Origin of the sequence: Ensifer adhaerens (genome assembly GCF_001270265.1) — a bacterium.
Classification (GTDB): domain Bacteria; phylum Pseudomonadota; class Alphaproteobacteria; order Rhizobiales; family Rhizobiaceae; genus Ensifer; species Ensifer adhaerens_B.
The window spans coordinates 43,667-66,295 of record NZ_LGAP01000015.1; the positions used below are offsets into that span (position 1 = coordinate 43,667).

At 61.4% G+C, this 22,629-nt stretch carries 25 protein-coding genes and 2 tRNA genes; 10 read left to right on the plus strand and 17 right to left on the minus strand.

Translation table 11 applies throughout. From position 1 onward, the window contains the following. Window positions 1-66: 66 nt before the first annotated feature. On the minus strand, window positions 67-1,188 hold the full coding sequence (locus tag AC244_RS20535) for a helix-turn-helix domain-containing protein (protein WP_234716992.1): 1,122 nt from the start codon (window positions 1,186-1,188) through the stop codon (window positions 67-69). Between the two features lie 98 nt (window positions 1,189-1,286). Between AC244_RS20535 and AC244_RS20540 the strand changes: the two genes are divergently transcribed. Both AC244_RS20540 and ppdK read left to right on the plus strand, forming a co-directional pair. Continuing rightward, window positions 1,287-1,997, plus strand: a complete 711-nt coding sequence (locus AC244_RS20540; protein ID WP_053250679.1) for a hypothetical protein — start codon at window positions 1,287-1,289, stop codon at window positions 1,995-1,997. Between the two features lie 140 nt (window positions 1,998-2,137). Beyond that, the gene (ppdK, locus tag AC244_RS20545; RefSeq protein ID WP_053250680.1) at window positions 2,138-4,804 is read left to right on the plus strand and encodes a pyruvate, phosphate dikinase; all 2,667 of its coding nucleotides are present in this window, start codon (window positions 2,138-2,140) and stop codon (window positions 4,802-4,804) included. A 181-nt stretch (window positions 4,805-4,985) separates the two neighbouring features. On the opposite strand, the gene AC244_RS20550 is transcribed toward ppdK, so the two are convergent. Further along, window positions 4,986-5,267: a hypothetical protein gene (locus AC244_RS20550; RefSeq protein WP_053250681.1), complete on the minus strand. Its 282-nt coding sequence runs from the start codon at window positions 5,265-5,267 to the stop codon at window positions 4,986-4,988. Window positions 5,268-5,625: 358 nt separating this feature from the next. Continuing rightward, a complete protein-coding gene (locus AC244_RS20555) occupies window positions 5,626-6,015 on the minus strand; it encodes a hypothetical protein (protein ID WP_053250682.1) in 390 nt (129 codons plus the stop codon). 260 nt (window positions 6,016-6,275) lie between these two features. Between AC244_RS20555 and AC244_RS20560 the strand changes: the two genes are divergently transcribed. Beyond that, window positions 6,276-7,184 carry a DUF1499 domain-containing protein gene (locus AC244_RS20560; RefSeq protein WP_053250683.1) on the plus strand — a complete coding sequence of 303 codons (909 nt, stop codon included), beginning with the start codon at window positions 6,276-6,278 and terminating at the stop codon, window positions 7,182-7,184. A 21-nt stretch (window positions 7,185-7,205) separates the two neighbouring features. On the opposite strand, the gene AC244_RS20565 is transcribed toward AC244_RS20560, so the two are convergent. Genes AC244_RS20565 through AC244_RS20575 form a run of 3 tightly spaced genes read right to left on the minus strand, consistent with a single transcriptional unit; the run spans window position 7,206 to window position 8,898 of the window. Beyond that, complete coding sequence (locus AC244_RS20565; RefSeq protein WP_053250684.1) at window positions 7,206-7,658, minus strand: thiol-disulfide oxidoreductase DCC family protein; 453 nt, start codon at window positions 7,656-7,658, stop codon at window positions 7,206-7,208. Window positions 7,659-7,660: 2 nt separating this feature from the next. Then, window positions 7,661-8,584 (minus strand): MBL fold metallo-hydrolase, encoded by a 924-nt coding sequence (locus AC244_RS20570; protein ID WP_053250685.1) that lies wholly within the window; start codon window positions 8,582-8,584, stop codon window positions 7,661-7,663. Between the two features lie 17 nt (window positions 8,585-8,601). Further along, window positions 8,602-8,898 carry a cupin domain-containing protein gene (locus AC244_RS20575; protein WP_053250686.1) on the minus strand — a complete coding sequence of 99 codons (297 nt, stop codon included), beginning with the start codon at window positions 8,896-8,898 and terminating at the stop codon, window positions 8,602-8,604. A 214-nt stretch (window positions 8,899-9,112) separates the two neighbouring features. Between AC244_RS20575 and AC244_RS20580 the strand changes: the two genes are divergently transcribed. Continuing rightward, window positions 9,113-9,187: transfer RNA gene (locus tag AC244_RS20580), tRNA-Gln, on the plus strand. A gap of 364 nt (window positions 9,188-9,551) precedes the next feature. On the opposite strand, the gene AC244_RS20585 is transcribed toward AC244_RS20580, so the two are convergent. Next, window positions 9,552-10,358, minus strand: coding sequence for a DUF4393 domain-containing protein (locus AC244_RS20585; RefSeq protein ID WP_053250687.1), 807 nt, complete (start codon window positions 10,356-10,358; stop codon window positions 9,552-9,554). A 142-nt stretch (window positions 10,359-10,500) separates the two neighbouring features. Between AC244_RS20585 and AC244_RS20590 the strand changes: the two genes are divergently transcribed. Then, entirely contained in the window at window positions 10,501-10,785 is a 285-nt protein-coding gene (locus tag AC244_RS20590; RefSeq protein WP_152976039.1) for a hypothetical protein, read from the plus strand. A gap of 41 nt (window positions 10,786-10,826) precedes the next feature. Here the strand turns inward: AC244_RS20590 and AC244_RS38880 are convergent, their stop codons facing one another. Both AC244_RS38880 and AC244_RS20595 read right to left on the minus strand, forming a co-directional pair. Then, window positions 10,827-10,985: a DUF2293 domain-containing protein gene (locus tag AC244_RS38880; protein ID WP_082367013.1), complete on the minus strand. Its 159-nt coding sequence runs from the start codon at window positions 10,983-10,985 to the stop codon at window positions 10,827-10,829. A 103-nt stretch (window positions 10,986-11,088) separates the two neighbouring features. Then, window positions 11,089-11,523 (minus strand): hypothetical protein, encoded by a 435-nt coding sequence (locus tag AC244_RS20595; protein WP_053250689.1) that lies wholly within the window; start codon window positions 11,521-11,523, stop codon window positions 11,089-11,091. Between the two features lie 617 nt (window positions 11,524-12,140). On the opposite strand from AC244_RS20595, the gene AC244_RS20600 reads away from it, so the two are divergent. Both AC244_RS20600 and AC244_RS20605 read left to right on the plus strand, forming a co-directional pair. After that, window positions 12,141-12,217, plus strand: a tRNA-Pro gene (locus AC244_RS20600). Between the two features lie 341 nt (window positions 12,218-12,558). After that, entirely contained in the window at window positions 12,559-12,972 is a 414-nt protein-coding gene (locus AC244_RS20605; protein WP_053250785.1) for a hypothetical protein, read from the plus strand. A gap of 277 nt (window positions 12,973-13,249) precedes the next feature. Here AC244_RS20605 and AC244_RS20610 read toward each other — a convergent pair whose 3' ends face one another. Next, a complete protein-coding gene (locus tag AC244_RS20610; protein WP_053250786.1) occupies window positions 13,250-13,429 on the minus strand; it encodes a hypothetical protein in 180 nt (59 codons plus the stop codon). Between the two features lie 599 nt (window positions 13,430-14,028). Then, on the minus strand, window positions 14,029-14,403 hold the full coding sequence (locus AC244_RS20615) for a hypothetical protein (protein ID WP_152976040.1): 375 nt from the start codon (window positions 14,401-14,403) through the stop codon (window positions 14,029-14,031). 257 nt (window positions 14,404-14,660) lie between these two features. Here AC244_RS20615 and AC244_RS37625 point away from each other — a divergent pair, with 257 nt between their 5' ends. Beyond that, on the plus strand, window positions 14,661-14,804 hold the full coding sequence (locus AC244_RS37625) for a hypothetical protein (protein WP_202596099.1): 144 nt from the start codon (window positions 14,661-14,663) through the stop codon (window positions 14,802-14,804). Between the two features lie 132 nt (window positions 14,805-14,936). On the opposite strand, the gene AC244_RS20620 is transcribed toward AC244_RS37625, so the two are convergent. From AC244_RS20620 to AC244_RS20640, 5 genes are all read right to left on the minus strand, one after another. Continuing rightward, entirely contained in the window at window positions 14,937-15,131 is a 195-nt protein-coding gene (locus tag AC244_RS20620; protein WP_053250691.1) for a hypothetical protein, read from the minus strand. Between the two features lie 148 nt (window positions 15,132-15,279). Then, window positions 15,280-16,785 (minus strand): sulfate adenylyltransferase subunit CysN, encoded by a 1,506-nt coding sequence (gene cysN / locus AC244_RS20625; RefSeq protein ID WP_053250692.1) that lies wholly within the window; start codon window positions 16,783-16,785, stop codon window positions 15,280-15,282. Next, a complete protein-coding gene (gene cysD / locus AC244_RS20630) occupies window positions 16,785-17,738 on the minus strand; it encodes a sulfate adenylyltransferase subunit CysD (RefSeq protein ID WP_053250693.1) in 954 nt (317 codons plus the stop codon). The genes cysN and cysD overlap by 1 nt, the downstream gene beginning before the upstream one ends. Window positions 17,739-17,784: 46 nt before the next feature. Continuing rightward, window positions 17,785-18,540, minus strand: coding sequence for a phosphoadenylyl-sulfate reductase (locus tag AC244_RS20635; protein ID WP_053250694.1), 756 nt, complete (start codon window positions 18,538-18,540; stop codon window positions 17,785-17,787). 258 nt (window positions 18,541-18,798) lie between these two features. Continuing rightward, entirely contained in the window at window positions 18,799-20,709 is a 1,911-nt protein-coding gene (locus tag AC244_RS20640; protein ID WP_053250695.1) for a methyl-accepting chemotaxis protein, read from the minus strand. A gap of 394 nt (window positions 20,710-21,103) precedes the next feature. On the opposite strand from AC244_RS20640, the gene AC244_RS20645 reads away from it, so the two are divergent. Next, on the plus strand, window positions 21,104-21,493 hold the full coding sequence (locus AC244_RS20645; RefSeq protein ID WP_053250696.1) for a DUF6152 family protein: 390 nt from the start codon (window positions 21,104-21,106) through the stop codon (window positions 21,491-21,493). After that, window positions 21,490-21,969, plus strand: a complete 480-nt coding sequence (locus tag AC244_RS20650; RefSeq protein ID WP_053250697.1) for a hypothetical protein — start codon at window positions 21,490-21,492, stop codon at window positions 21,967-21,969. Before AC244_RS20645 ends, AC244_RS20650 begins: the two co-directional genes overlap by 4 nt. An 8-nt stretch (window positions 21,970-21,977) precedes the next feature. On the opposite strand, the gene AC244_RS20655 is transcribed toward AC244_RS20650, so the two are convergent. Further along, window positions 21,978-22,613 (minus strand): flavodoxin family protein, encoded by a 636-nt coding sequence (locus tag AC244_RS20655; RefSeq protein ID WP_053250698.1) that lies wholly within the window; start codon window positions 22,611-22,613, stop codon window positions 21,978-21,980. Window positions 22,614-22,629: the final 16 nt, after the last annotated feature.

The following is a 22,629-nucleotide window of genomic DNA, read 5'->3' on the forward strand; positions in this document are numbered from 1 at the left end:
CTGCAATGTGCGCCCGTTGACATGCCTCTGAGGCGTCGGTCGCCATTGCGGCCGATAGGCTCCGCTCTATGCCGCTTCCCGAAGATCGGGAATGCCCCGTTGCTCGCGCCAGGACGACGGATTTTTGCCGGTGACACGGAGGAACTCGCGGTTGAAGTTCGATTTCGTCAGGAAACCGGCCTCGAAGGCAATCTGCGTGATCGCCTCGTCGGTGGTCAGAAGCAGCCGGCAGGCTTCCTCGACCCGGTAGTTGTTGACGTATTGCGAGACGCTGATGCCGTGGATCCGGTTGATGGCGTTGGAAATGCGCCGTGCCGGCACGCCGAGTTTGCGCGCGATCCGCGAGAGGTTGAGCTCGAGATCCTTGTAGAGTGCCTTCTTGCGCATCAGTTCCTGGACTGCGTTGACGACTTCGGCATCTTCTTCCGTTGCGGCGCGCTCTTGCGGCGAAGGCGCCGCCTCCTGGCGTTCGCTGTCGGTGGATGTGTCGAAGCTGGCGATCGACGCGGCGGTGCCGAGTATCAGCAGGGCGAGCACGTTGCCGGCCGCCACGATCGCGCCGGAATAGGCGCCACCGTTGCGCATCTGGTCGAAGCCGATGGCGACGTCGCTGAGGGCTGACGCAACGAGCGCCCATCCCGTGATCTGCAGCGAGCGGTAGGATCGAAGCACGCCGTCGAGGCGCGATGTGACCAGTCCATTCGGTCCCAGCCGCGCAAGCCAGAGCAAGGCAATGCCGTAGCTAAGAAAGAACAGGATGATCGCGGTGCCGACCGCATCGCGCCAGGCAAACATCATTGCCCCGACGATGAGCGCGGGCAGGAGGTGCCAGGCGATCGGCCCCAGGCGTGGCTGACTGTCGCTTGTCAGGCTGCTGAAACATACCCACGCCAAGGCCGCGTTGAAGGTCGCAAGCATCGCCTGTGCCGGCAGAATGGCGCGAATATCATAGCCCCACCGGATGCCGATCAGCATGGATTGCAGCGCATAGGCACACACGAGCAGCAGGAACAGGCGCTGCTCGAATGTCATGGCCTCGTCACGTTGCCAAAGCATCCGGACGATCACGATGAGCAGCAGCAGGGAAACGATGAAGGGTAACGGCACGAACAGCATGAGCAGATGGATTCTTCGGAGGGGACGGTGGAGACGACAGATGCAGGCGATGATGCCCTTGATCGCGTTCACGGTCGACCCAAAACGCGATCAAGGTCGCCGCTACGTTGGATGTCGGGCGAGCTATTCCGGTCCGGCGATGGTGCCGGATCGAACGAATGGAGCGTCACATGCTGATCGCACTGCCAGCAATGGTTCTTGCCCCCATCCTTATCGTCGCCATGGCGAGTAATGCCGAGACATCGCCGACTGAGATCGATATCGCCGGCGTCACGGCAATTGTCGCGAGGGGGGAGGCAAGCACAATCGAACTCACCAGCAATGAGGCTTTGCCCTACAGGGCTTCTGCCCGCAGCCACCGTTCCGGTTGGTTTGCACCCTTCTATTCCAGTTGGTTCTATAGCGACTGCGTAACGGACAGCCGGATGCGTGTCGAAGTTTCGACCCTTTACATCGATGTGGCGGCACCGTCCTGGCCGGAACTGGAGGACTGCAAGGTCGAGCTTCACGCCAACCTGAAAAAAGGAGCAACGGTCTCGATCGAGCAACCGGCATTCCAGGCGAGGCTTGACGGTGAGTTTTCGGCGGTTGTCCTCAAAGGCAAGGCGGCAGACGTTTCGATCGAGGGGCATGTCGGACAGGCCAGGCTCGATGTAGACGCCCTGCGAGCGCGGCTGATCTATGAAAAGACGCAGCAGTCCGAGACCGTGGAGATCTCCGGAAAGGCACTCGACATTCATCTTGGCTTCGATACGGCAAGTTTCATCGATTATCAGGTGGCGGCCACGGCCTCCTGGGTCGACAGTTCGCGAACGGCGATCCCCGGTGCCAAGCCACAAGTTCGCATCAGCGGGGAGATGGTGCGTGCGACGATCCGCTGAGCCTCGCCTTCCACCCCGCCGTGCGCGCGACAGTCGCAAAAAATGATGCGCTGCAGCATAAAACTTCGGCGGATGCATTTCCAGGCCGAAGCATATACTGTAAATCGTCATAAAAGACTGTTTCTGGGTGGAGAGCAGGCATGAGGAAATGGGTTTACACCTTCGGTGGGGGCAAGGCCGAAGGGCGTGCTGGTGATCGTGACCGGCTGGGCGGCAAGGGTGCGAACCTTGCCGAAATGTGCAGTCTCGGCCTGCCGGTGCCGCCGGGATTGACCATCATCACCGATGCCTGCAACAGCTATTTCGACAACGGCCGCGAAATGCCGGAGGGCCTGCACGATCAGGTGCGTGAAGGCATTCGCCGGATGGAGGAGGTCACCGGCCGAATCTTCGGCGACACCAACCGTCCGCTGCTGCTTTCCGTGCGTTCGGGCGCCCGCGCCTCGATGCCGGGCATGATGGACACGGTTTTGAATCTTGGCCTCAACGACCAATCGGTGCATGCGCTCGGTCACGACGCCGGCGATGCGCGCTTTGCCTGGGATAGCTACCGCCGCTTCATCCAGATGTATGGCGACGTCGTCATGGGCGTCGACCATGATGTGTTCGAAGAGATCCTGGAAGACGAGAAGGCCCGCCTCGGCCACGAGCAAGATCCCGAGCTCTCCGCGGTCGAATGGCAGCATGTCATCAGCCGCTACAAGGAAGCGATCGAGGAAGCGCTCGGCGAGCCGTTTCCGCAGGATCCGGAAATCCAGCTCTGGGGCGCCATCGGCGCCGTCTTCTCCAGCTGGATGAACCCGCGCGCCATCACCTACCGCCACCTGCACAGCATCCCGGCGGCCTGGGGCACGGCGGTCAACGTCCAGGCGATGGTCTTCGGCAATCTCGGCAATTCGTCGGCAACCGGCGTCGCGTTTACCCGCAATCCGTCGACAGGAGAAAATGAGCTTTACGGCGAGTTCCTCGTCAATGCGCAGGGTGAGGACGTCGTTGCCGGCATCCGCACGCCGCAAAACATCACCGAGGCTGCCCGTATCGCATCCGGCTCCGACAAGCCGTCGCTCGAAAAGTTGATGCCGGAGGCCTTCGCCGAATTCCGCGCGATCTGCGACAAGCTCGAGCACCACTATCGCGACATGCAGGATCTCGAATTCACCATCGAGCGCGGCACCCTCTGGATGCTGCAGACACGCTCCGGCAAGCGCACGGCCAAGGCAGCCCTGAAGATAGCCGTCGACATGGCGGAGGAGGGACTGGTCTCAAAGAACGAGGCGGTTGCCCGCATCGATCCGGCTTCGCTCGACCAGTTGCTGCACCCGACGATCGATCCGCATGCGCGCCGCGATATCATCGGCTCCGGCCTGCCGGCTTCGCCGGGAGCTGCGACCGGCGAGATCGTGTTCACCTCGGAAGAAGCCGTTCAGGCTGACAAGGAAGGCCGCAAGGTCATTCTCGTGCGCATCGAGACCAGCCCGGAAGACATCCACGGCATGCACGCCGCCGAAGGCATCCTGACGACGCGCGGCGGCATGACCAGCCACGCCGCGGTGGTGGCGCGCGGCATGGGCACCCCTTGCGTCTCCGGTGCCGGCAGCATCCGCGTCGATCCGCGCAACGAGTTGCTGATCACCCCCAGCGTGACGCTGAAGAAGGGCGATATCATCACCATCGACGGCTCGTCCGGCCAGGTGCTGAAAGGCGTGATCGCCATGCTTCAGCCGGAACTGTCGGGCGACTTTGGAAAGATCATGGCCTGGGCGGACGCCAGCCGCCGCATGACCGTGCGCACCAACGCCGAAACGCCGGCCGATGCGCGTGCCGCCCGCTCCTTCGGTGCCGAGGGCATCGGCCTTTGCCGTACCGAGCACATGTTCTTCGAGGACGGCCGCATCAATGTCATGCGCGAGATGATTCTGGCGGAAGACGAGGCTGGCCGGCGGCTGGCGCTTGCCAAGCTGCTGCCGATGCAGCGCTCGGACTTCGTAGAGCTCTTTTCCATCATGCATGGGCTGCCGGTGACGATCCGTCTGCTTGACCCGCCGTTGCACGAATTCCTGCCGAAGACCGACGAGGAGATCGCCGATGTCGCCGGTGTCTTGTCGCTTGATCCATCCGCCCTGCGCCAGCGTGTCGACCATTTGCACGAGTTCAACCCGATGCTCGGCCACCGCGGCTGCCGATTGGCCATTTCCTATCCGGAGATCGCCGAGATGCAGGCCCGCGCGATCTTCGAGGCGGCGGTCGAAGCCGCGCGCGAAACCGGTGCTCCTGTCGTGCCTGAAATCATGGTGCCGCTCGTCGGCCTGCGCGCCGAACTCGACTACGTCAAGGAGCGCATCGATGCGGTGGCAAAGGCGGTCATCGGCGAAGCCGGCATCGACATCGACTATCTCGTCGGTACGATGATCGAGCTGCCGCGCGCGGCACTTCGCGCCGATGTGATCGCGGAAGCAGCCGACTTCTTCTCGTTTGGTACCAACGACCTGACACAGACGACGTTCGGCATTTCGCGCGATGACGCCTCGCAGTTTCTGGCGACTTACCAGCAGAAGGGCATCATCGATCAGGACCCCTTCGTCTCGCTCGACTTCGATGGCGTCGGCGAACTGATCCAGATTGCTGCGGAGCGTGGGCGTCGGACCAAGAACGGACTGAAACTCGGCATCTGCGGCGAGCATGGCGGCGATCCGGCCTCGATCCGCTTCTGTGAAGAAACAGGTCTCGACTATGTCTCCTGTTCGCCCTTCCGCGTGCCGATCGCCCGGCTGGCCGCCGCGCAGGCGGCGATCAACGGCAAGGCGTAAGGCGTTATCAACACCGCTTACAAGGTCAACGCCCCGGGAGCGCGATGCCCCCGAGGCGTTGGTATATAGTTTCAGGGTTAAAGCGCGTGGCGATCTCCAGGATTCGCTTGCTGCGCTTTGAGTTCTTGTTTGTGCGCATGTCGTTATCGCAAAACCGCTGCACGCTTTTGCGCGACATGCTTTAGTTTGCCTGCACGATAACCGGGCGCGCAATCACGACCGGGCGGTTCCAGCCCCACATCATCGTATCATTGTCGTAGCGGAAGCTGCGCGCTTCGGCGCGGCGGTCGAGCTCGATGCGTTGCAGGCAAGTGGCGAACGCATCGGTGCCTCGCCGGAAGCCGTAGGAGGCGCAGGTGTTGCCGTCGGCGGCGCGCCGCTCTTCGGGCGTCATCGTCTGGCAGGCCGCAAGCAAGAGCCCGACGGCGGCAAGGGTCAGCAGTTTGGTTTTCATCGTATTCATGCCTCCTGAGCGGATGCAGACCGGTTCGGCGAAAGATCGTCTTTGCCTGTGCCCGAAACTCGTCCTTGTCAGGAGGTCGGGCACACCGCGCCGCTCAGGTCTTTGCCGCCGCCTGCAGGACAGAGCTCTGCCGCATGAAAGGCTGTCGTGTCCACCCTGATTTTTTCGGGAATCGCCGTGAAGACCGACGTGGCAGATCGTGCAATCGCCGGTCGAGGCTTCGGTGCAGCCACAAGGCCAATTCGGGACCTCAGGCAGGAACGCACCACGCGGATTTTGCATTCACGATTCAATCGCATGGAGGCATGATGGGCCTGCCGGTATCCAGCCGTCAATCCGTTTCGGCACGCCCCGATAATCACATACGCTCGAGCACGCCGACAAAGGATTCGGCGAAGCTCTTCAGGTCCTGGGTACTCTCGCCGGGGTGCTCGAGCCGGATCGTCGAGCCTTCTTCCTCAAGGCAAACGAACAGGATTGGCGAGGCGTCGCCTTCGGTCTCGCCGAGGCGAAGGACGGCGATGCTCAGGCAGTCCTCGATCAGGCCGGAAGCCGGCAAGGCGAAGAGAAATTCGCCGCCAACATTGTCGGCCATCGTTCGGATGAAGGCGGTGAAATCGTCCTTGCTTCCGGAGAAGCTGTCGAGGGAGAGCTCCAGCTCAAGCAGCGCCATCGGTATGCCGGCGTCAGCCGTTGGGGGCGGTGCGGCGTGGGTGGCGGTTGCCACGGCTGCTTGCGATGCGACCATGATGTCTCTCCGTCTTGCCGTGCTGGATCCGTTCCCAGGCGTCGGCCATTGCCTCCGGTTGATGATCCACTGCGGTCTTTGCCGCCGTGCGGGCATATTCCTGATGTCTGATAGGTGGTTAACGAGAATGGCGATTTTGCGGCAAGGCTTGCCTTGCGCTCAACCCATGTCACCAGCCGCACTCTATTGCCTGTTTTCATGGCCCCGGCCATGGTCTAAGAATGCAGGTCTGTTTCGATGCAGGGGATTGATTCCGTTACATGATGGTCCGGTACGAGCGCCCCTATTCCTATGCCGCCCATTGGGCGCGCCGCTTTGCCCGCATAGCCTTTGCGATCTTCGCACTGTCCCTGCTTGCGCACCGGTTCGGCCCGTTGACGACGCCGCATCTCCTTGGACTGGTCGGGCTTTCCGGTGCCTTTGCGCTGCTCGGCGTCCTGCTTGCCGTGGTAGGGCTCGCTCGACTTTGGCAGGTTGCCGCGATCGGCGGCATCGCCTCCGCCTCGGCACTTGTCTATGCCGCGCCGACGCTCGGTTTCATCGGCTTCGGCGTCGCGCAGTATCTGACCCGACCGGCGATCTACGATGTCAGCACCGACACGGTGACGCCGCCGCCGTGGCTGAAGGTTCCGCAGACGGAAGAGAGCTGGCTGAAGCGCAATCCGGCCGTGACGCCCGAGGATCGCGAAGCACAGATCGTTGCCTATCCCGGCCTGACCGGGCGACGTTACGACGGCGCGCTCGACCGCGTGTTCCAGGGGGTGCGCAATGTCGTCGAGAAGACGCGCGTCGGCATCACGCAGGAACTCGGCGTTGAAAATACGCGCGCCGATCTCGAGGATCTGGCGGTCCGGCCGAATGCCGGGGCGGACGCCGCCGCCGAGCCGGAGAATATACCCGTGCCGGAAACCCGGCCGGAAATGGCGCTCGAGGGCGCAATCCCGGGACGGCGTTCCAGCGACGTCGTGCTTCAGGGGGAATGGCGCACGCTGATTGCCGGTTTTCGTTTCGACGTGCTGATCCGCCTGCGCGAAGAAGCGGAAACGACGTTCGTCGACCTGCGTGTCGCGTCCCGCTACGGTCAGCACGATCTCGGTATCGGCGCCGCCTTCGCCGATCAGTTTCTGCGGGCGCTCGATGCGCAGCTGCTCGGTATCGCCGGCGATTGATCGATCAAGGCGCTGTGCGCCTCACGCGATGAACCGCCCGCGTTCTTCCGCAGTCGGCACCATGCAGGTCTGGCGGCGTCCGGCGATGCGATAGCGGTTTTTCGCGACGAGATCGTAGAGCGGGTCGCGAACGGCCGCGGGCAGGATGCGGCAGATATTCACCAGCGACCATGGCAGGCCTAACCCTGCAAGCGTGCGGATCGATCCGTCCGACTTGAAACGCGCGATGCCGTTCTCGATCAGGATGTTGCTTTCATAGTTGTCCTCATCGAGGCCGTAATGCCTGTAGAGCGCCCGGCCGAGCGGCGACTGCGCCGTCAGGTAGCGATAGCGTGCCTGCCGGTCATGCCGCAGCATGAAGCGCACCCAGCCCGAGCAGAAGATGCATTCGCCGTCGAAGACGATCACCGGGCGATCGTCGGGAAAGTGCGGCACCGTCGGGTCGTCGCGGTAGCTGTGGGCTCGTTGCCGCATGTTCAGCCGGCTCCCCCCGGCGCCAGGCGATAGTCGCCGAAAAGGGAAGGCGGCCCATCGGTCTCAACGCGCCCCTGTTCGAGCAGGTCTTCGAGATGCGCCAGCACGGAGAGGGCGGCCGCGCCATGCAATCTGAGGTCGGTCGAGGCATAGATCACCTTGACCATGTCGGGGATCTTGCTGTCGCCGGCCCGGACACGTTCGAGCACGGCGCGCTCCCGCATGCGGCGATGAGCGCGCAGCCCCCGGAGAAACGATGCCGGCTCGATGACAGGCCCGCCATGGCCGGGCAGATACAGCCGGTCGTCGCGCGTGAGCAGCTTTTCCAGCGAGGCCATGTAATCCGCCATGGCGCCATCCGGCGGGGCGACGATCGTCGTCGCCCAGGCCATGACGTGATCGGCGGAAAACACGGTGCCGGTGCCGTCGAGCGCAAAGACCATATGGTTGGCGGTGTGGCCGGGGGTGGCAAGCCCCGTCAGCGCCCAGCCGTCACCTTCGATCCGCCCGCCATCGGCAAGAACGATGTCGGGCGAAAATTCCATGTCGGAGCTCTCGGCGAAGGGGTTGATCTCGCCTTCATGCAAAGGTCTGGCGGCGCGGTGTGGCCCTTCGCCGACGATCGTTGCCCCAGTCGCGGCCTTCAGCCGTCGCGCCAGCGGCGAGTGATCGCGGTGGGTGTGGCTGACGGCGATGTGGGTTACTTCCCGGCCTTTGAGCGCCGTCATCAGCGCCTGAAAATGCGCTTCATCGTCCGGGCCTGGATCGATCACCGCCACCGAGCGGTCGCCGACGATATAGCTGTTGGTGCCGTGAAAGGTGAAGGGGCCGGGATTGTTGACGGTGATGCGCTGAACGCCGTCGGCAACGGTCACGGCCTCGCCATGCGCCGGCTTGAAATCGAGGTCGAAGTCGGGGCCTTGCATGCGTCTTTTCCTGGCCTTCACTTGTATTCGATCTCGATGAACGACATCGGTGCGCTGCCGGCATTGACGACATTGTGCGCCATTCCGGCCTCGCGCCGGTAGGCCGCTCCCTTGGCGATGTCTATCCGCCGGCTGCCGCCTTCCTCCTCCAGCAGGAACTGGCAGTCGGTCATCGGCACGACGACATAACCCAGACCATGGACATGATGGCCGGTATCGGCACCGGGCGCGAAGTCCCATCGGGTAATGCGCACCACGGCATCGTCGACGAGAATGCTGGGCACGGCAGGCGGACGGGCGCGAAACTGGCTCATCGGGGTCTCCATTCGCGCCGGAGAATAGGAGGTGACGGTCGCGAAGGGAAGGGCGATGCGGCGCCAGGCGCTGGCGTTTCGCCGGGGGCAAAGTGAATGCTGGCGAACAAAGCCCAACAAAACCGCTGAAACCGCAAACTTAATCATTGTGACACGGCACGAGCTTTGCTAATCAGGCGCTCGATTTGGCGAGTCTATTTCTCGCCAGCTCCGTTGGGGCGTAGCCAAGCGGTAAGGCAGCGGTTTTTGGTACCGCCATCCCCTGGTTCGAATCCAGGCGCCCCAGCCATTATCTTGTTATCTAATGAAATCAACTAGTTATGATGTATCGGAAGATGCGAAACCGGAACACTTTTCCGGTGCATAATTCCGGATCATGGCGCGCCTTCTTGATCGTGATTCATAGTGCGGCATTCTGCATCATCGCCTGCCTTGGCTGGATCCCACGACAACACCACCTCTGCCTTGTTCTAGAGACAGGGAGAGCATTATGCCCGAAACTATCAAATGCATGGCGTGTGGGGCGGAGTATGAAGTCTGCTTCAATTCGAAGAAGGGGCACGTGACCGACGTCTTGTCCTGTCACCAGTGCCCGACTGACTTCGGACCCTATCAGGGTACGTATAGATTTCTGAAGCAGATATGGAACGCCTCTATTGCGGAGCAACGGCGCTCATAAACTTGATGCCGAAGTCAGTTAAGCGAAGCTCCTTAAAGATTCTGGTGCCGGTCTGTGGCTCGCCTCTGCCATTCGCATAAAGCGGTTCCTGCTTGGCGCTGTCGTAGAAGGCGCTAAGTCCGAGTGCATAAAGGTGTTGACCGTAAAACTCGATGTTGTCAGGGAAGGTCAAACCGTCGCGAGGAATTTCATCGACTTCAACGTGATGCCCGGTGAAGATGTTCTTTGCGGCGTCATAGTCACTCGTATACTGCTGACGAATTGCGCTGCCTTCCTTGAAGCGACTCCACATTGCTTGAAGCAATAATGCCTCGTCGGATGATATCTGTTTGATCAAAAGCGGAAACGCCGGGTGCGCATTGTGAACGCGTTCGCTATCCATGCTGGACGTCAGCAATTGTGAAAACATCTCATCAATTGGCGTGCCTTCCGGCTCATACCGGATACCCTCAAGGACCGGCCCCAAGATCTGAGGCGGTGGGGCTATGCGGTTCGCCTCTGGCACGCGGCGAATCGACGTGTCGATGTATTGCCGAAATCGATCTTGCAAGGCTGCCGTCAATTGGAAGGGCGCGAGAACCAAATGAAGAGTCTTGGTCAAGTCCTCGATCACCGAACCGATCTGCTTCGCGCCGGGCTTCACGGCATCGTCATAGGCATCTTTGACGGGGATTTGCTTCGCGACTTCTGTCGCGATTGCTACGGCAAGGTCTGTTCCTTCCGCCATCTTGATCTCCTGGTGGTTCGGCGTTGCCTCACTTAGTAACAAAAAGTCCGCCAATCCAATTTTCCTGTTTGGGCTGGGCGACCGATGCCTTGCATTAGCCGATTTCTACCTACGTTGTGATCGTGGACGCTAAATTAAATGGCGCGCATAAACTTAATTTTTATTTGGTTATATTTGAAAATTTAGGAGATATGAATTGGGACAAGCAAAAGCAGAAATGATGCGTCGAGAGGACCTACGCAACTTGGCCGACGAAGTGGCTTTAAGGGCCAAAGCAATCCATGAATGTGAAAGACACAGCGGCATATATTTGACTAACTCTGATCCGGATGCCGAGCGGCTTGCCTATGCCATGGGCACGAACATGGTGAAAAACCGCGAAGTTGACGGTTCGCGACAAGAGTTCATGGATGCAATCAAAGAAGCGATCTCAGAAGCGGGATGGGAGTGCCCATCGTGCGAGAAAGACAGGCATGATTGAGTAAGTTAGAAGCCCGCCCACTGAGGTCGGCGGGCTTCGATTCAGGTCTGGCGCTCCTTCCACGCGTCTATCATTGCGTTGATCTTCGGTTGCACCATACGCCGTGCCACCTCGCGATCCACGCCTTCTAAAAGCAGCGTATCGTAGTGGGTCATGGTGTGTGGCGAAGCGTGATCTGCATGGTGTGCCGACCGCCTCATCTATGGTAGCGCCGTTCCAATCCATCCTTGCAATTTCTGCAACAAAAAACCCGCCAACGGACGCTGGCGGGTCTCGAATGTCTGTCGTTGGATGCGCTGGCTATCAGCTCGCCGCTGCAGCCGGCTTCTCCGCCTTGGCGCCGCCGAGGAATTCTTCGCACCAGCTCGGGCCGTCGGCGCGCTTGTGGTCGCCGACCAGGCGGATTGAGCGGATGACATAGTCGGAAGAGACGGTCAGTTGCACCGAGCAGCTCAGATATTCCGTGCGGGCCGAGGAAATTCGCTTGCCGCGCTTGCCGTCCTTGCCGGTTTCGTATTGGGCCGCAACCTTGCGGGTCTTGTAGCCGCCCTTCCAGTTGTAGACGGTGGAGCTGCCGCTTTCGACGTCGGAAAGCGGGGGGCCATACTGGGCGAAGAAGCCGCCGGCCGGCTGACCGAGCCAACGGGATTCAACCGCGTTCTTGGAAATCCCCGTCGTCGTGGTGCAGCCTGCGAGCGCAAGCGCGAGGCCTGCCACCGTCATCATGCGGAAGTTCATGTTTTCGTCCCTTTGGCTCTCGTTCTGAAATAGGCGTGGCGCGCGGGCCCCAATCCCCTGAGTTTGCGCGCTTTCCGTTGAGCCTCTAGCGCCAAAAGCCGGTAAAGAAAATCCGCAGTCTGCATTCTGTTTAAGGAAAATGCGGAGCGTTGCAGAAAGTCCCTATTTGGCCCGGCAAGCTCACCGCAACGGGATCCGTTGGGACGGATTTCGATCTGATCAACCGCCGCTGCGGGCATGGGAAACCGTGCCACATATCGATGCGAATCGTTCTGTCGAGGGACGGCCGTTGGCAAAGTCGGCGACGAGATGGAAAGGCTGTCTGCCTGCTGCCGCGCAGGCACGGATTGCCCCGGTGCATCTGGCAAGGAGGGTTCCGGTCGGCGGACTATTCTCCGATCAGCTTGCAGCCGATCTTGGTGTCGCTTCCGGCGATCGCGTTCAGCGGGCCATCACAGACATCGCAGTCGAGCAGGTTGTCCGGGCCTGGAGAGAGCCGGCCTCGGTTTCTGCCTCGGTTTTCCACAGCTCCGGCTTTTTTGGCGAGACCGAGAAGGTTTTTCGCAATAGGCGCTTGTGCAATCCAAAAGCCTGTTCTATAGAGGCGCCGCTGGTCACGGAGTGTAGCGCAGTCTGGTAGCGCACCACGTTCGGGACGTGGGGGTCGCAAGTTCGAATCTTGCCACTCCGACCAGCTAAATCAATCCCTTAATTCATATTCTGTTCGGCCCGTATCTTGATGCGGACCGATTGCGGACGTTTTCAGCGCACGCAAGCCGTGCTTTGTAAAAGGCCCGCCTCTCACGCCGATAGACTTGCTCCAAATTCGGCGCAGGCCGCCGATCCGCTCTCTCGTTCAACGTCTTCTTCAAATCCCATAGCGGTCGTCCAACTCCCCCGGCGCGCAGTTTGCAGCCCGGATTGCGCTGTTCGTCGAATAACAGTGCATTATTGGATGTTCGACTTGTTGGATCGTAACCAAGGGTTGTAAGCTCGGTAGCTACATTATCGTTGTCGAGAGGAGAAGGAATGTTCATCAGGCGGGCAATAGCCGCATCGGCGCTGGTTCTGGCGAGCCATGGCCTGGCGCAGGCACAGAGCTGCGAAAAGAATTTCAAGGTATCCGGTGTGCCGTTGGTCACGGCCATCAGCTACAAGACCTGGCAGGAATTCGCCAAGCTGAAACCTGAAACCGCGTTGCAGCGACTTGCCCAAGGTGTTGCCGCCGAAGGGTTCTCGGGCATCAAGGTCAACAAGTCGCTCGGCACCGTTGACGCATTTCAGGAAACGACGGGTTCGGGCCGGATCCAGACATTGCGCGTCGTCGCCCGCAAGCGCGGCGCCGGCACGCGCGTCGATGCCATCTTTGATATCCAGGCCGGGCAGATGACCTCCAAGGACATCGTGCGCGACGGTCTCTGCAACATCATTCGCTCGGCGACGGAATAGCCGTCAGGCAGTATCTCTGGCCGCCCGATTGCGAAGTGATCCGCAAATCCATTCGAGATGGTGGAGGCAGAATTGTACGGTGGACGGCTCGCTGCCATTGTGCGACCTGATGGGGCGGCAAGCGAAGGGCTCCGATCAGCGCGGCCACTGCATGTGTCCTTAAATCCTAGCCGATTTAAGGACAAAAACATGCAGCAATTCAAAGCGCTACAGCGACCTTTGCGCGTCTGATAAGACGCGCGGCGCTGTAGGTGGCCGCATCGACCGGCCGGCATTCTCAGCCCTGCTTTTCCAGAGCCTTCAGGAAGGATTGGCCGATTGCCTGCGCCTGCAGCATCGAGGAAAAATTTCCCTGTGCCGGATGGGTGACGCCGCGATACTTTACGACAAAGCACCATTTGCCGTTCATTCGTTTCTCGACGGTCACGGTCGTTTCCGGTTTTTTGTCCGTGGTCATCTTCGTCTCCCTGAGATGCTGCGCGTCGTCGCGTGAGAACTGGATATCCGCATGATGCGGCTGATGTCCATATGCATCGGGTTTGTCATGGCTTGACCGGCACAAGGTCGGGACATCCGGCCGCTTTTTGGGCATGTCGATGCGGTAGGCCAGGGCGCCGAGCCGGCGTCAGTACGCGCTGATCGAGAATTGGACAGTAGATGATGGGAGAGGGCTCGCAAGGGCCCTTTCTTGTTGCCTGGCCGGATCCTGAGCGGATCGATGGTCAGGCGGACTGTCCCACGACGTTCGGAAACGATGAAACAGCCCTATCGATCATCATGATCGACGCGCCAACTTACAAATGCGTCCGCGAATTTGAAGACACGTATTTCGCGACCGCCGATCAAGGTGAAGCAATTTCGAGGGGTGTCCCATTTCGGGACAATCCCGCTTTCGTCATTGCAAGGACTACGATCTCTCGACCGTTATCGCGGCGGCGGAAGCCTCGGGTGAGGGGCAGTCTCCATCGCTGCATCCGAAGCGCTCGCCGTGTCGGCATCTGATCCCTGCGGATGCAGATCGACGAATTCAAGCCGCGTGTTCGGGGTATCGAGGCTCTAGCCGGTGACGCGGCCGCCGCCTTTTTCGCGCAGGGGAGCAGCACCCGTCAGAACGAAACCCGGCAGGCCCGGATCGTAGCCGCCGGAAACGGTATAGGCCGCCGCGTCGCATCCCCTGCGGAAGGTGAACGCGGTTCCACGGGTTTTACCGCGCGGCGTAATCTCGCCGGAAAAGGCGACAAGGCCGGGTCTGACGAAAGCGCTCAGCGACGATTTCACCGTCTGGTAGGGTGATGCACCGCGCTGGTAGTCGATCGCCATCAGCGAGCCATTGTGGTCGAAGAGCGCCTCGTCGGCACGTGCCGCGCTCAACGCTGCAGTGAGCGTGGCAACGACGGCGAAGCTGCTCGATAGCGTCTTGGGCGCAATCATCTGCGTGTTCACGTCTCGCGGGTTGGCCGGATCCTGTCTGAAGTGAAGCAGATCGGTGGACGGAGTCAATCTCCCGGCCCGTTCTCGGTACCGGGATCCGAGACGCGACGACAGCGTAGGGAAAGCGCATGGGCGCCCAACGCGTCACGCTCCGTTATTGTTCAATTTGAAACGGCCTGTTCACTGAGTGATGTCTTATCAGGGTGAACAATAAAGGCGATATTGTCTTCAACAATCGTTCTCCCCGTGAGGCTCAGATGTTGAAGGAACCGATATTCACATTTCGCGAGATCGCCATATGGTCTGCCATCCTCGGCAGCGTGGTCGGCTACCAGCTTTGGCAGCACGCAGATCCCGCCCCGCTGACGATGGTGCTTCCGGGCATCGAGCAACGGTCGTGATTGACTGCATTATTCCTTGAATCGAAATCGATCTAAGGGGAAAATCATGCAGCAAGATTAAAGCGCTAACCGCGTCCTTTGCGCGTCATCTTTGACGCGCGGCGCTGTAACGGCATTTCGGCGCAGGTGGTATTACTCCTCCGGCATTCCGTTGCGCCGCGCGGCCTGCAGCAGTTCGATCTCGCCGGCCTTGGGGCCAAACTGGCTTTGGAGCCGTTCTGTTTCCTCCGCGTCGAGCCGATACTTTCGTGCGAAGGCCTCGATCGTCACGGCCCGCCCAGGAAAGCCTCGGCGCGGCACCTCTTCCCGTTCATGGTTCAGCATCATGGCTGCTCCTCCTTCCCGATCCCTGCGAAGTAGCGCGACAGGTCGTTTCGGGAAGGTGCGCCGGAGCAATTTGGCGAGGTGTCGAATAGAGATGCAGAAACGGAAAAGGGCCCGGAGGGGCCCTTTTCTGATCTTGGTTGACCGGCGGTCAGCCGTCGATCGTGTCGATGATCTCGCTCGCCTTGCCGGCGCTGACGCGACGCACTTCGGCATCCTCGCGACGACCCGCGAACAACTCGGTTGCCATCAGCTGATCGGCGAGATCGGCAGGCAGCGACAGGATCACACGGGCGTCTTCCGTATGGATGCCGCCGAGTGCCGAGCGCTTGGCCGTGATCATGCCGCCGGCCACCGTGTTGTTGGTGTCGGGGTCGATCAGGATGAAGGCGCCCGTCGTCCGGTTCTGCTCGTAGGGATCGAAAATCGCCTGTTCGTCGAAGACAAGGTGAATCTTGCCGATCGCGTTCATCGACAACTGCTCGGCGTGTTCCCATTTGCCCGTCTGCAGGTCCAGCTGGCTTGCCGGCTGCACCTGGACACGCTGGCGGCGGCTACCGCTCTTCAGCCAGTAGCGCTTGCCCGGCTGGATGCCGTCCGGCTGCAATGCAACGATATGGGCGTCGAAGGCAAGGCCCGTCAGCGGCTGGCTGTCGATGGCGACGATCATGTCGCCGCGCGAAACGTCGACCTGGCGGTCGAGCACCAGCGTGATGGCATCGCCGGCAACCGCGGCGTTGCGCACGAGGTCGAAGGTGACGATCTTGGTGACGTTGGCGACCATGCCGGAGGGCAGGATCACGACGCTGTCGCCCGGCTTGACCGAGCCGCCGGCAACCGTTCCCTGGTAGCCGCGGAAGCTTTCGCCCGGGCGCGAGACGCGCTGCACCGGCAGGCGGAAGCCGACGGTCTGGGCGGAGCGTGTCGTCGCCAGCTCAAGCACCTCGACCAGTGTCGGGCCATCGTACCAGGGCATCGAAGCGCGGCCGTCGTAAACGACGTTTTCGCCCTTCAGCGCCGAAAGCGGAATTGCCGTCACCTGGCGCACGCCGAGCGACAGTGCCAGCTCGCGAAACTCGTGGCTGATCTGTTCGAACCGGGCGCGGTCGTAGTCCGTCAAATCGATCTTGTTGACCGCCAGAACGAACTGCTTGATGCCCATCAGGGTTGCGATGGTGGCGTGCCGCCGGGTCTGCTCGAGCAGCCCGACGCGGGCGTCGACCAGCAACACCGCGAGGTCGGCCGTCGAGGCGCCGGTTGCCATGTTGCGGGTGTACTGTTCGTGGCCGGGCGTGTCGGCGACGATGAAGGATCGTTTGTCGGTCGAGAAATAGCGATAGGCAACGTCGATGGTGATGCCCTGTTCGCGCTCGGCCTGGAGGCCGTCGAGCAGAAGTGCAAAATCCGGCAGACCCAGATCGTTCTGCTTGCCGTTGGAATCACGCCGCAGCGTGGCCGCCTGGTCTTCCTTGACCGCCTTGGTGTCCCAAAGCAGCCGGCCGATCAGCGTCGACTTCCCGTCGTCGACCGAACCGCAGGTGATGAGGCGGAGGGGACGGCTGTCGCGCGTGGCGCGCGCCGTGTCGGCGGCCGGAAACGCCAGAACGTGGCCGGCTGCGTCTTCCTGAACGGCATTCGCGGTTGCTGGTGCGGTCATCAGAAATATCCTTCGCGTTTCTTCTTTTCCATCGAGCCGGATTGATCGCGGTCGATGGCGCGGCCCTGGCGTTCGGATACGGTCGCGGTTTCAAGTTCGGAGATGATGTCGTCGAGCGACGTGGCGTCGGAGCGGATCGCGCCGGTCAGCGGGAAGCATCCGAGCGTGCGGAAGCGGATCACTTCGTCGCGCTTGGTTTCACCCGGCAGCAGTTCGAGGCGCTGATCTTCGGCAAGGATCATCATGCCGTCGCGTTCGACGACAGGGCGCTTCTTGGCGAAATAAAGCGGCACGATCGGAATGTCTTCGGCCTGGATATAACGCCAGATGTCCACTTCGGTCCAGTTCGACAACGGGAAGGCGCGCACGCTTTCGCCCTTGCGCACCATGCCGTTATAGACGTTCCAGAGCTCAGGGCGCTGGTTGCGCGGATCCCAGCGGTGGTCGGGGGTGCGGAAGGAGTAGATGCGCTCCTTGGCGCGCGAGGCCTCTTCGTCGCGGCGAGCGCCGCCGAAGGCGGCGTCATATTGGCCGGCGTCGAGCGCCTGGCGTAGCGCCTCGGTCTTCATGATGTCGGTATAGAGCGCCGAACCGTGGCTGAACGGCGTGACGCTCTCGGCGGCACCGCGCGGATTGACGTGCTCGATCAGGTCGAGATCGTAGCGCTTCACGATCTCGTCGCGAAACGCGATCATCTCGGCGAACTTCCAGCCGGTGTTGACGTGCAGCAGCGGAAAGGGAACGCGGCCGGGATAGAAGGCCTTGCGCGCCAGATGCAGCAGCACCGAGGAATCCTTGCCGATCGAATAGAGCATCACCGGCCGTTCGAACTCGGCGGCCACTTCGCGGAAGATGTGGATCGCTTCGTTTTCCAGGGCCTTCAGATGCGGATCAAGCGGCGGCTTGGTGCTCTGCGGATTGTGCAGTTCCGTTTCCGGATGGGTATGGGGCATTTCAGTCTCCGGGAGGATCTTTGTCTTGGGAGGAGCGCGCCAGCCCTCAGGCGGCGCTGCTCGAGTTCGGGATGGTTGAGACGGCAGCTTCAGGCACGTGAAGACCACATTCGCGCTTCTCGTCGTTTTCCCACCACCAGCGGCCGGCCCGTTCGGGCTCGCCCGGCTTGATGGCGCGGGTACAGGGCTCGCAGCCGATCGAGGGGTAACCGCGGGCATGCAGCGGGTTTACCGGGACCGCGTTGGTAGCGACGTGAGCGCGAATGGTTTCGATGTCCCAGTCGGCCAGCGGATTGATCTTGATGAGGCCACGTTCGGCATCCGCTTCGGCAAAGGGGGTCGCTGCCCGGTTGCCGGACTGGCCGCGGCGAAGTCCCGTCACCCAGTAGCTGGCGCCCTCAAGTGCGCGCGCAAGCGGCTTCAGCTTGCGCACGTCACAACAGGCATGCCTGGCCTCGACGCTGTCGTAAAAACCGTTGAGGCCATACTGCGCCGCGTAGGCGTCGACGTCGGCCTTTTCCGGATGGTAACGCTTGATCAGGATGCCGTAGGTCTCTTCCGTCTCGTCGATCAGTGCCACCGTCTCATTGAAGAGGCGACCGGTTTCAAGCGTGGCAACATCGACCGCCAGCTTGTTCTTGCCGATGACGGCCGTGATCACCTGATCTTCGATGCCGAGCGACGTCGTAAAGACGGTGCGACCTTCAAGGCCGGCAACGAGCGCCAGACGCCCTGCGAGATCCAGGCCTTCAAGCGCTTCGTTCAGAGCTTTTGCGGTGGCGTCGAGGGATGACGTGGTCATGGCTGCGTCCTGTTCCAACTTCAGCGGAATATCGCAGCCAGGTGTGACGAGGGACAGAAATAGCGGTTTCTAATGCTGCGCGTTTGGAGCAAATCTGCCTCTCAGATCGAAAAGCAGTGAAAAACACAAGATAAGCTAGTAAAATACTAGACTTTATACTTCAATTCGCGGTCGCTGATGTCGAGCCTTTGAGCCGTATCCGCTGCCATTTGCAGCTCTACCCCGGGGACGCGCTTGTTCGCGCCCCCGGGGTAGAGCTCAGAATTCGGTCCAGTTGGCGGCCTGCTGCGCCTTGCCGCCGAAGGTGCCCGCCAGTTTACGGCCGAGAGCATGGACAGGGGAGGGCGCGGCCTCCCGCATGGTCGTGGTGGCTGTGACAGACGTGGGCGCCTGGCGCTCGCTGCCGGTCTTGAAGCGCATCAGCAGATCGTTGAGCGCACCGGCCTCGCGGGCGAGGCTGTGGCTTGCCGCCGTCGACTGCTCCACCATCGCCGCATTCTGCTGGGTGCCCTGGTCGATCGAATTGACCGCGGTGTTGATCTGCTGGATGCCGGCCGCCTGCTCGCGGGCGCTTTCGACGATCGCCGTCACATGCGCGCTGATTTCCTGCACCTCGGCAATGATGCCCTCGAGCGCGGATCCGGTTTCGCGAACCAGGCTGACGCCGGATTTGACCTGGGCGCCGGAGGTGGCAATCAGGACCTTGATCTCCTTGGCGGCCTGCGCCGAGCGCTGGGCGAGTTCGCGCACCTCCTGGGCAACGACGGCAAAGCCCTTGCCGGCCTCACCGGCGCGGGCAGCCTCGACGCCGGCATTGAGCGCCAGCAGGTTGGTCTGGAAGGCGATATCGTCGATCACGCCGATGATGCTGGAGATCTCACGGGAGGAGGCCTCGATGCCGCTCATGGCGGTGACGGCATTGCCGACGATTTCGCCGGATTTTTCCGCCGCGCCGCGGGTTCTGGCCACCAGGCTTCCGGCTTCCTCTGCGCGCCGGCTGGCATCCGCCACGGTCGTTGCGATCTGGTCGAGTGCCGCGGCCGTCTCCTCGACGGAGGCCGCCTGCTGTTCTGTCCGTTTCGACAGGTCGCCGGCCGCCGAGCGGATCTCGCTGGCGCCGGCATTGATGCTGCGGGCGTTGTCGCCGACGGAGCGCAGGGCATCCTCGAGATTGCCGACCGAACTGTTGAAGTTGGTGCGAAGCGCGTCCAGCCGATCGGCAAGTGCTGCGCCGATGCGATAGGTAAGGTCGCCTTCGGCAAGGCGACCGAGCCCGAAGGCCAGCGCTTCGACGGCCGCCTGGACTTCGGCTGTTTCTCGGGCTTTTTGTGCCTCGCGCTGTTCCCGTTCACGCTCCGAAAGCGAGCGATTTGCCTCCGCTTCCTGCTCCAATCGCTGGCGCTCAAGCGCGTTGTCGCGGAAGACGGCGACGGCGCCGGCCATCTGGCCGATCTCGTCCCGGCGTCCTTCGCCGGAGATCGCCACCTTGAGATCGCCGGCGGCAAGCCGGCGCATGGCTTCGCGCAGTTTCGTCAGCGGCCGGAAGAGGCCTGAGATGACGAACCACACTGTCGCTGCGAGTATAGCCAGTGCGAAGCCGGTGATGACGGTTTGCCAGAGGGTCAGATTGTCCTTTTCGGCCTTGGCCGCCTTGAGTTCATTGTTTGCCTCGGAAAGCTGCAGCTTGATCAAGTCGCTGATCGGCGCGGCGAGGGGGTCGACGGAGGTATAGAGCCTGATATCGACGAAGCGTTCGAGTTCCGCCTTGTCCTGCCGCTCCAGGATCTGCATGAGATCGCGGATCGAGGCGTCGCTTGCGACGCGGGCACTGTCGAAGGTCTCCTTCAGTCTCTCTTCTTCCGGTGTGAGGCTTGTCGCTTCGTAGCTGCGCCATTGCGCGTCGATGGTGGAAAGCGCGGCGTTGATCGCTTGCCTGCCAGCACGCCAGTCGAGCGCGCCGCTTCGCACCTTGTGGGTCGTGTCGACGATCTCGACGGCATACATGTCCGAGACCGTCTTCAACTGATCGACCGGCAGCAACCGATCGGCAACGATGGATTCCGTGCGCTTGGAAATCGATGTCATCGCATTGAATGCCGTGACGATCATGACCAGCATGGCCACGGCGAGCAGCGACAGACACACGAGCAGGCGTGCTTTGATTGTCATGAAAACGCTCTTCGGTTGCCCGCAAGGCAAATTCGTCCTCATCCGATGGCTGCGGACGGCGCCGCAAAGTCATCAGTTGGCGTGCTTGCCTTGGCAAGGGAGATGACGATGATCCGATGGAGCACGCAAACTCATGCAGCAAATTGCCGTCATGGCACATCCGCCAAGCGTTCACTCCGTCTTATCTAGACATAACAACCGGAGATTAAGAATGGCTAAATTTTAAGCTGTTGAGCAAGGATAATGCAACCATCAGTTCGCGGTGGTGCGACGCGTGGCGATGCCACCATCGCCTGACAGCCGGACTGCTCAAGATTTGTTGAACGAGCGATGCTTTCCCATCCGACGCTTCGGGTTCAATCTTGCCGCCCCGAGGCAAATCAGGGAGTGGGAGATGATGACATCCTTTCCTGGCCGCATTCTTGCCGGAAGCATGGTGACGCTGCTTCTGGTCACAGGCGCCTATGCCCATCACGGTTGGTCCTGGGCGGAGGCGGACCAGATCGAACTCGCCGGCACGATCCGCGAGATTTCGATGGCGCCGCCGCATCCGACGCTTCAGGTCGAAACCGAAAAGGACGGGCTCTGGCGCGTCGAGCTGGGCAATCCCAGACAGACGGAACGGTCAGGCTTCGTCGAAGGTGTCGCCAAGGTTGGCGACCAGATCGTGGTGCTGGGCAATCGCTCGCTCGATCCGAACGAGAAGCGCATGAAGGCGGTGCGCGTGACGGTGGCCGGCAAGACCTTCGACATTTACCCGGAACGTATCCGGACCGGTGGATGAGTGCGGCGGAGCTACTGGAGTGGCTCGCCGCGTGGCCGCTGGCATCGGCGATGCGGCGATCGGCGATCCTCTACCTCGTCGTCAACGCGGCCCACATCTTAGCGATCGCGCTTCTGATCGGCGCGATCGTGCCGTTGGATTTGCGGTTGCTCGGTTTCTTCGGCAACACCTCGCTTGAAGTGCTCGGGCCGTTTCTGTCGCGTGCTGCCGCGGTCGGTCTGGCCCTGGCGATCACCACTGGCTTCTGCCTCTTCAGCGTGCGCCCGGCGGCCTACATCGCCAATGCTGCCTTCGTCACAAAGATTGTCCTGCTCGGGATCGGTGCCGCCAACGCTGTCAGTGTGCATATGGGCGGCGCCTGGCGGGCCGCCGTAAATGGCGGCCCGGTCTCATGGCGTCTTCGCATCCGGGCAGCCGTCTCGCTGGCGGTGTGGCCGGCGGCGCTTCTGGCTGGGCGCTGGATCGGCTTTCTCTGATGCTGATTCTATCGGTCGTTTGCCGTTCTCCACACGGGGAGGGCCGGCTCCTGCTTGAGCGTTCTGCCACGCACGAACTGCAGCGTTGCTTCGGCCACGCGTTCGCCGAGATGCCGTGCGGTGGCGAGATCGGATTGGGGCGGCGCCAGATCGGCACCCTGGTCGACATTCGACTGCGCCCCTGCGCCCAGCCAGAAGCCTAACCGGTTGAGATCATCAGGAGACCCTGTTGTCGAGTGGTTGGCCGGTGGCAGGTCGAGGTTGATCCAGTGCATACCGTGCTGGGCAGCAAAGAGTGCGAGTTGCATTAGTGTCGCGAGCTTGTCGCCGGAAGCCGTTCCCGAATTGGTGAAGCCGGCGGCGATCTTGTCTTTCCAGAGATAGCCTTTGGCCATCACCGCGTTTGAACTCGCCTCCTGGAAAGATTTGAACGCGGCCGACGGGCCTCCGACATAGGTTGGTGTGCCGAAGATGATTGCCTCGGCCGAGAGCAGATCGCTCCAGCGCGCCGGTGCCTCCTCAACGGTCAAGGGCAGGCATTGCGTGCCGTCGACACGCTCGATGCCGGCTCTGACGGCTTCCGCCTGGCGTGCGGTATGACCATAGCCGCTGTGATAGATGACGGCGATGCATATGTTGTCCATGGTTTGGTTTCCTTTG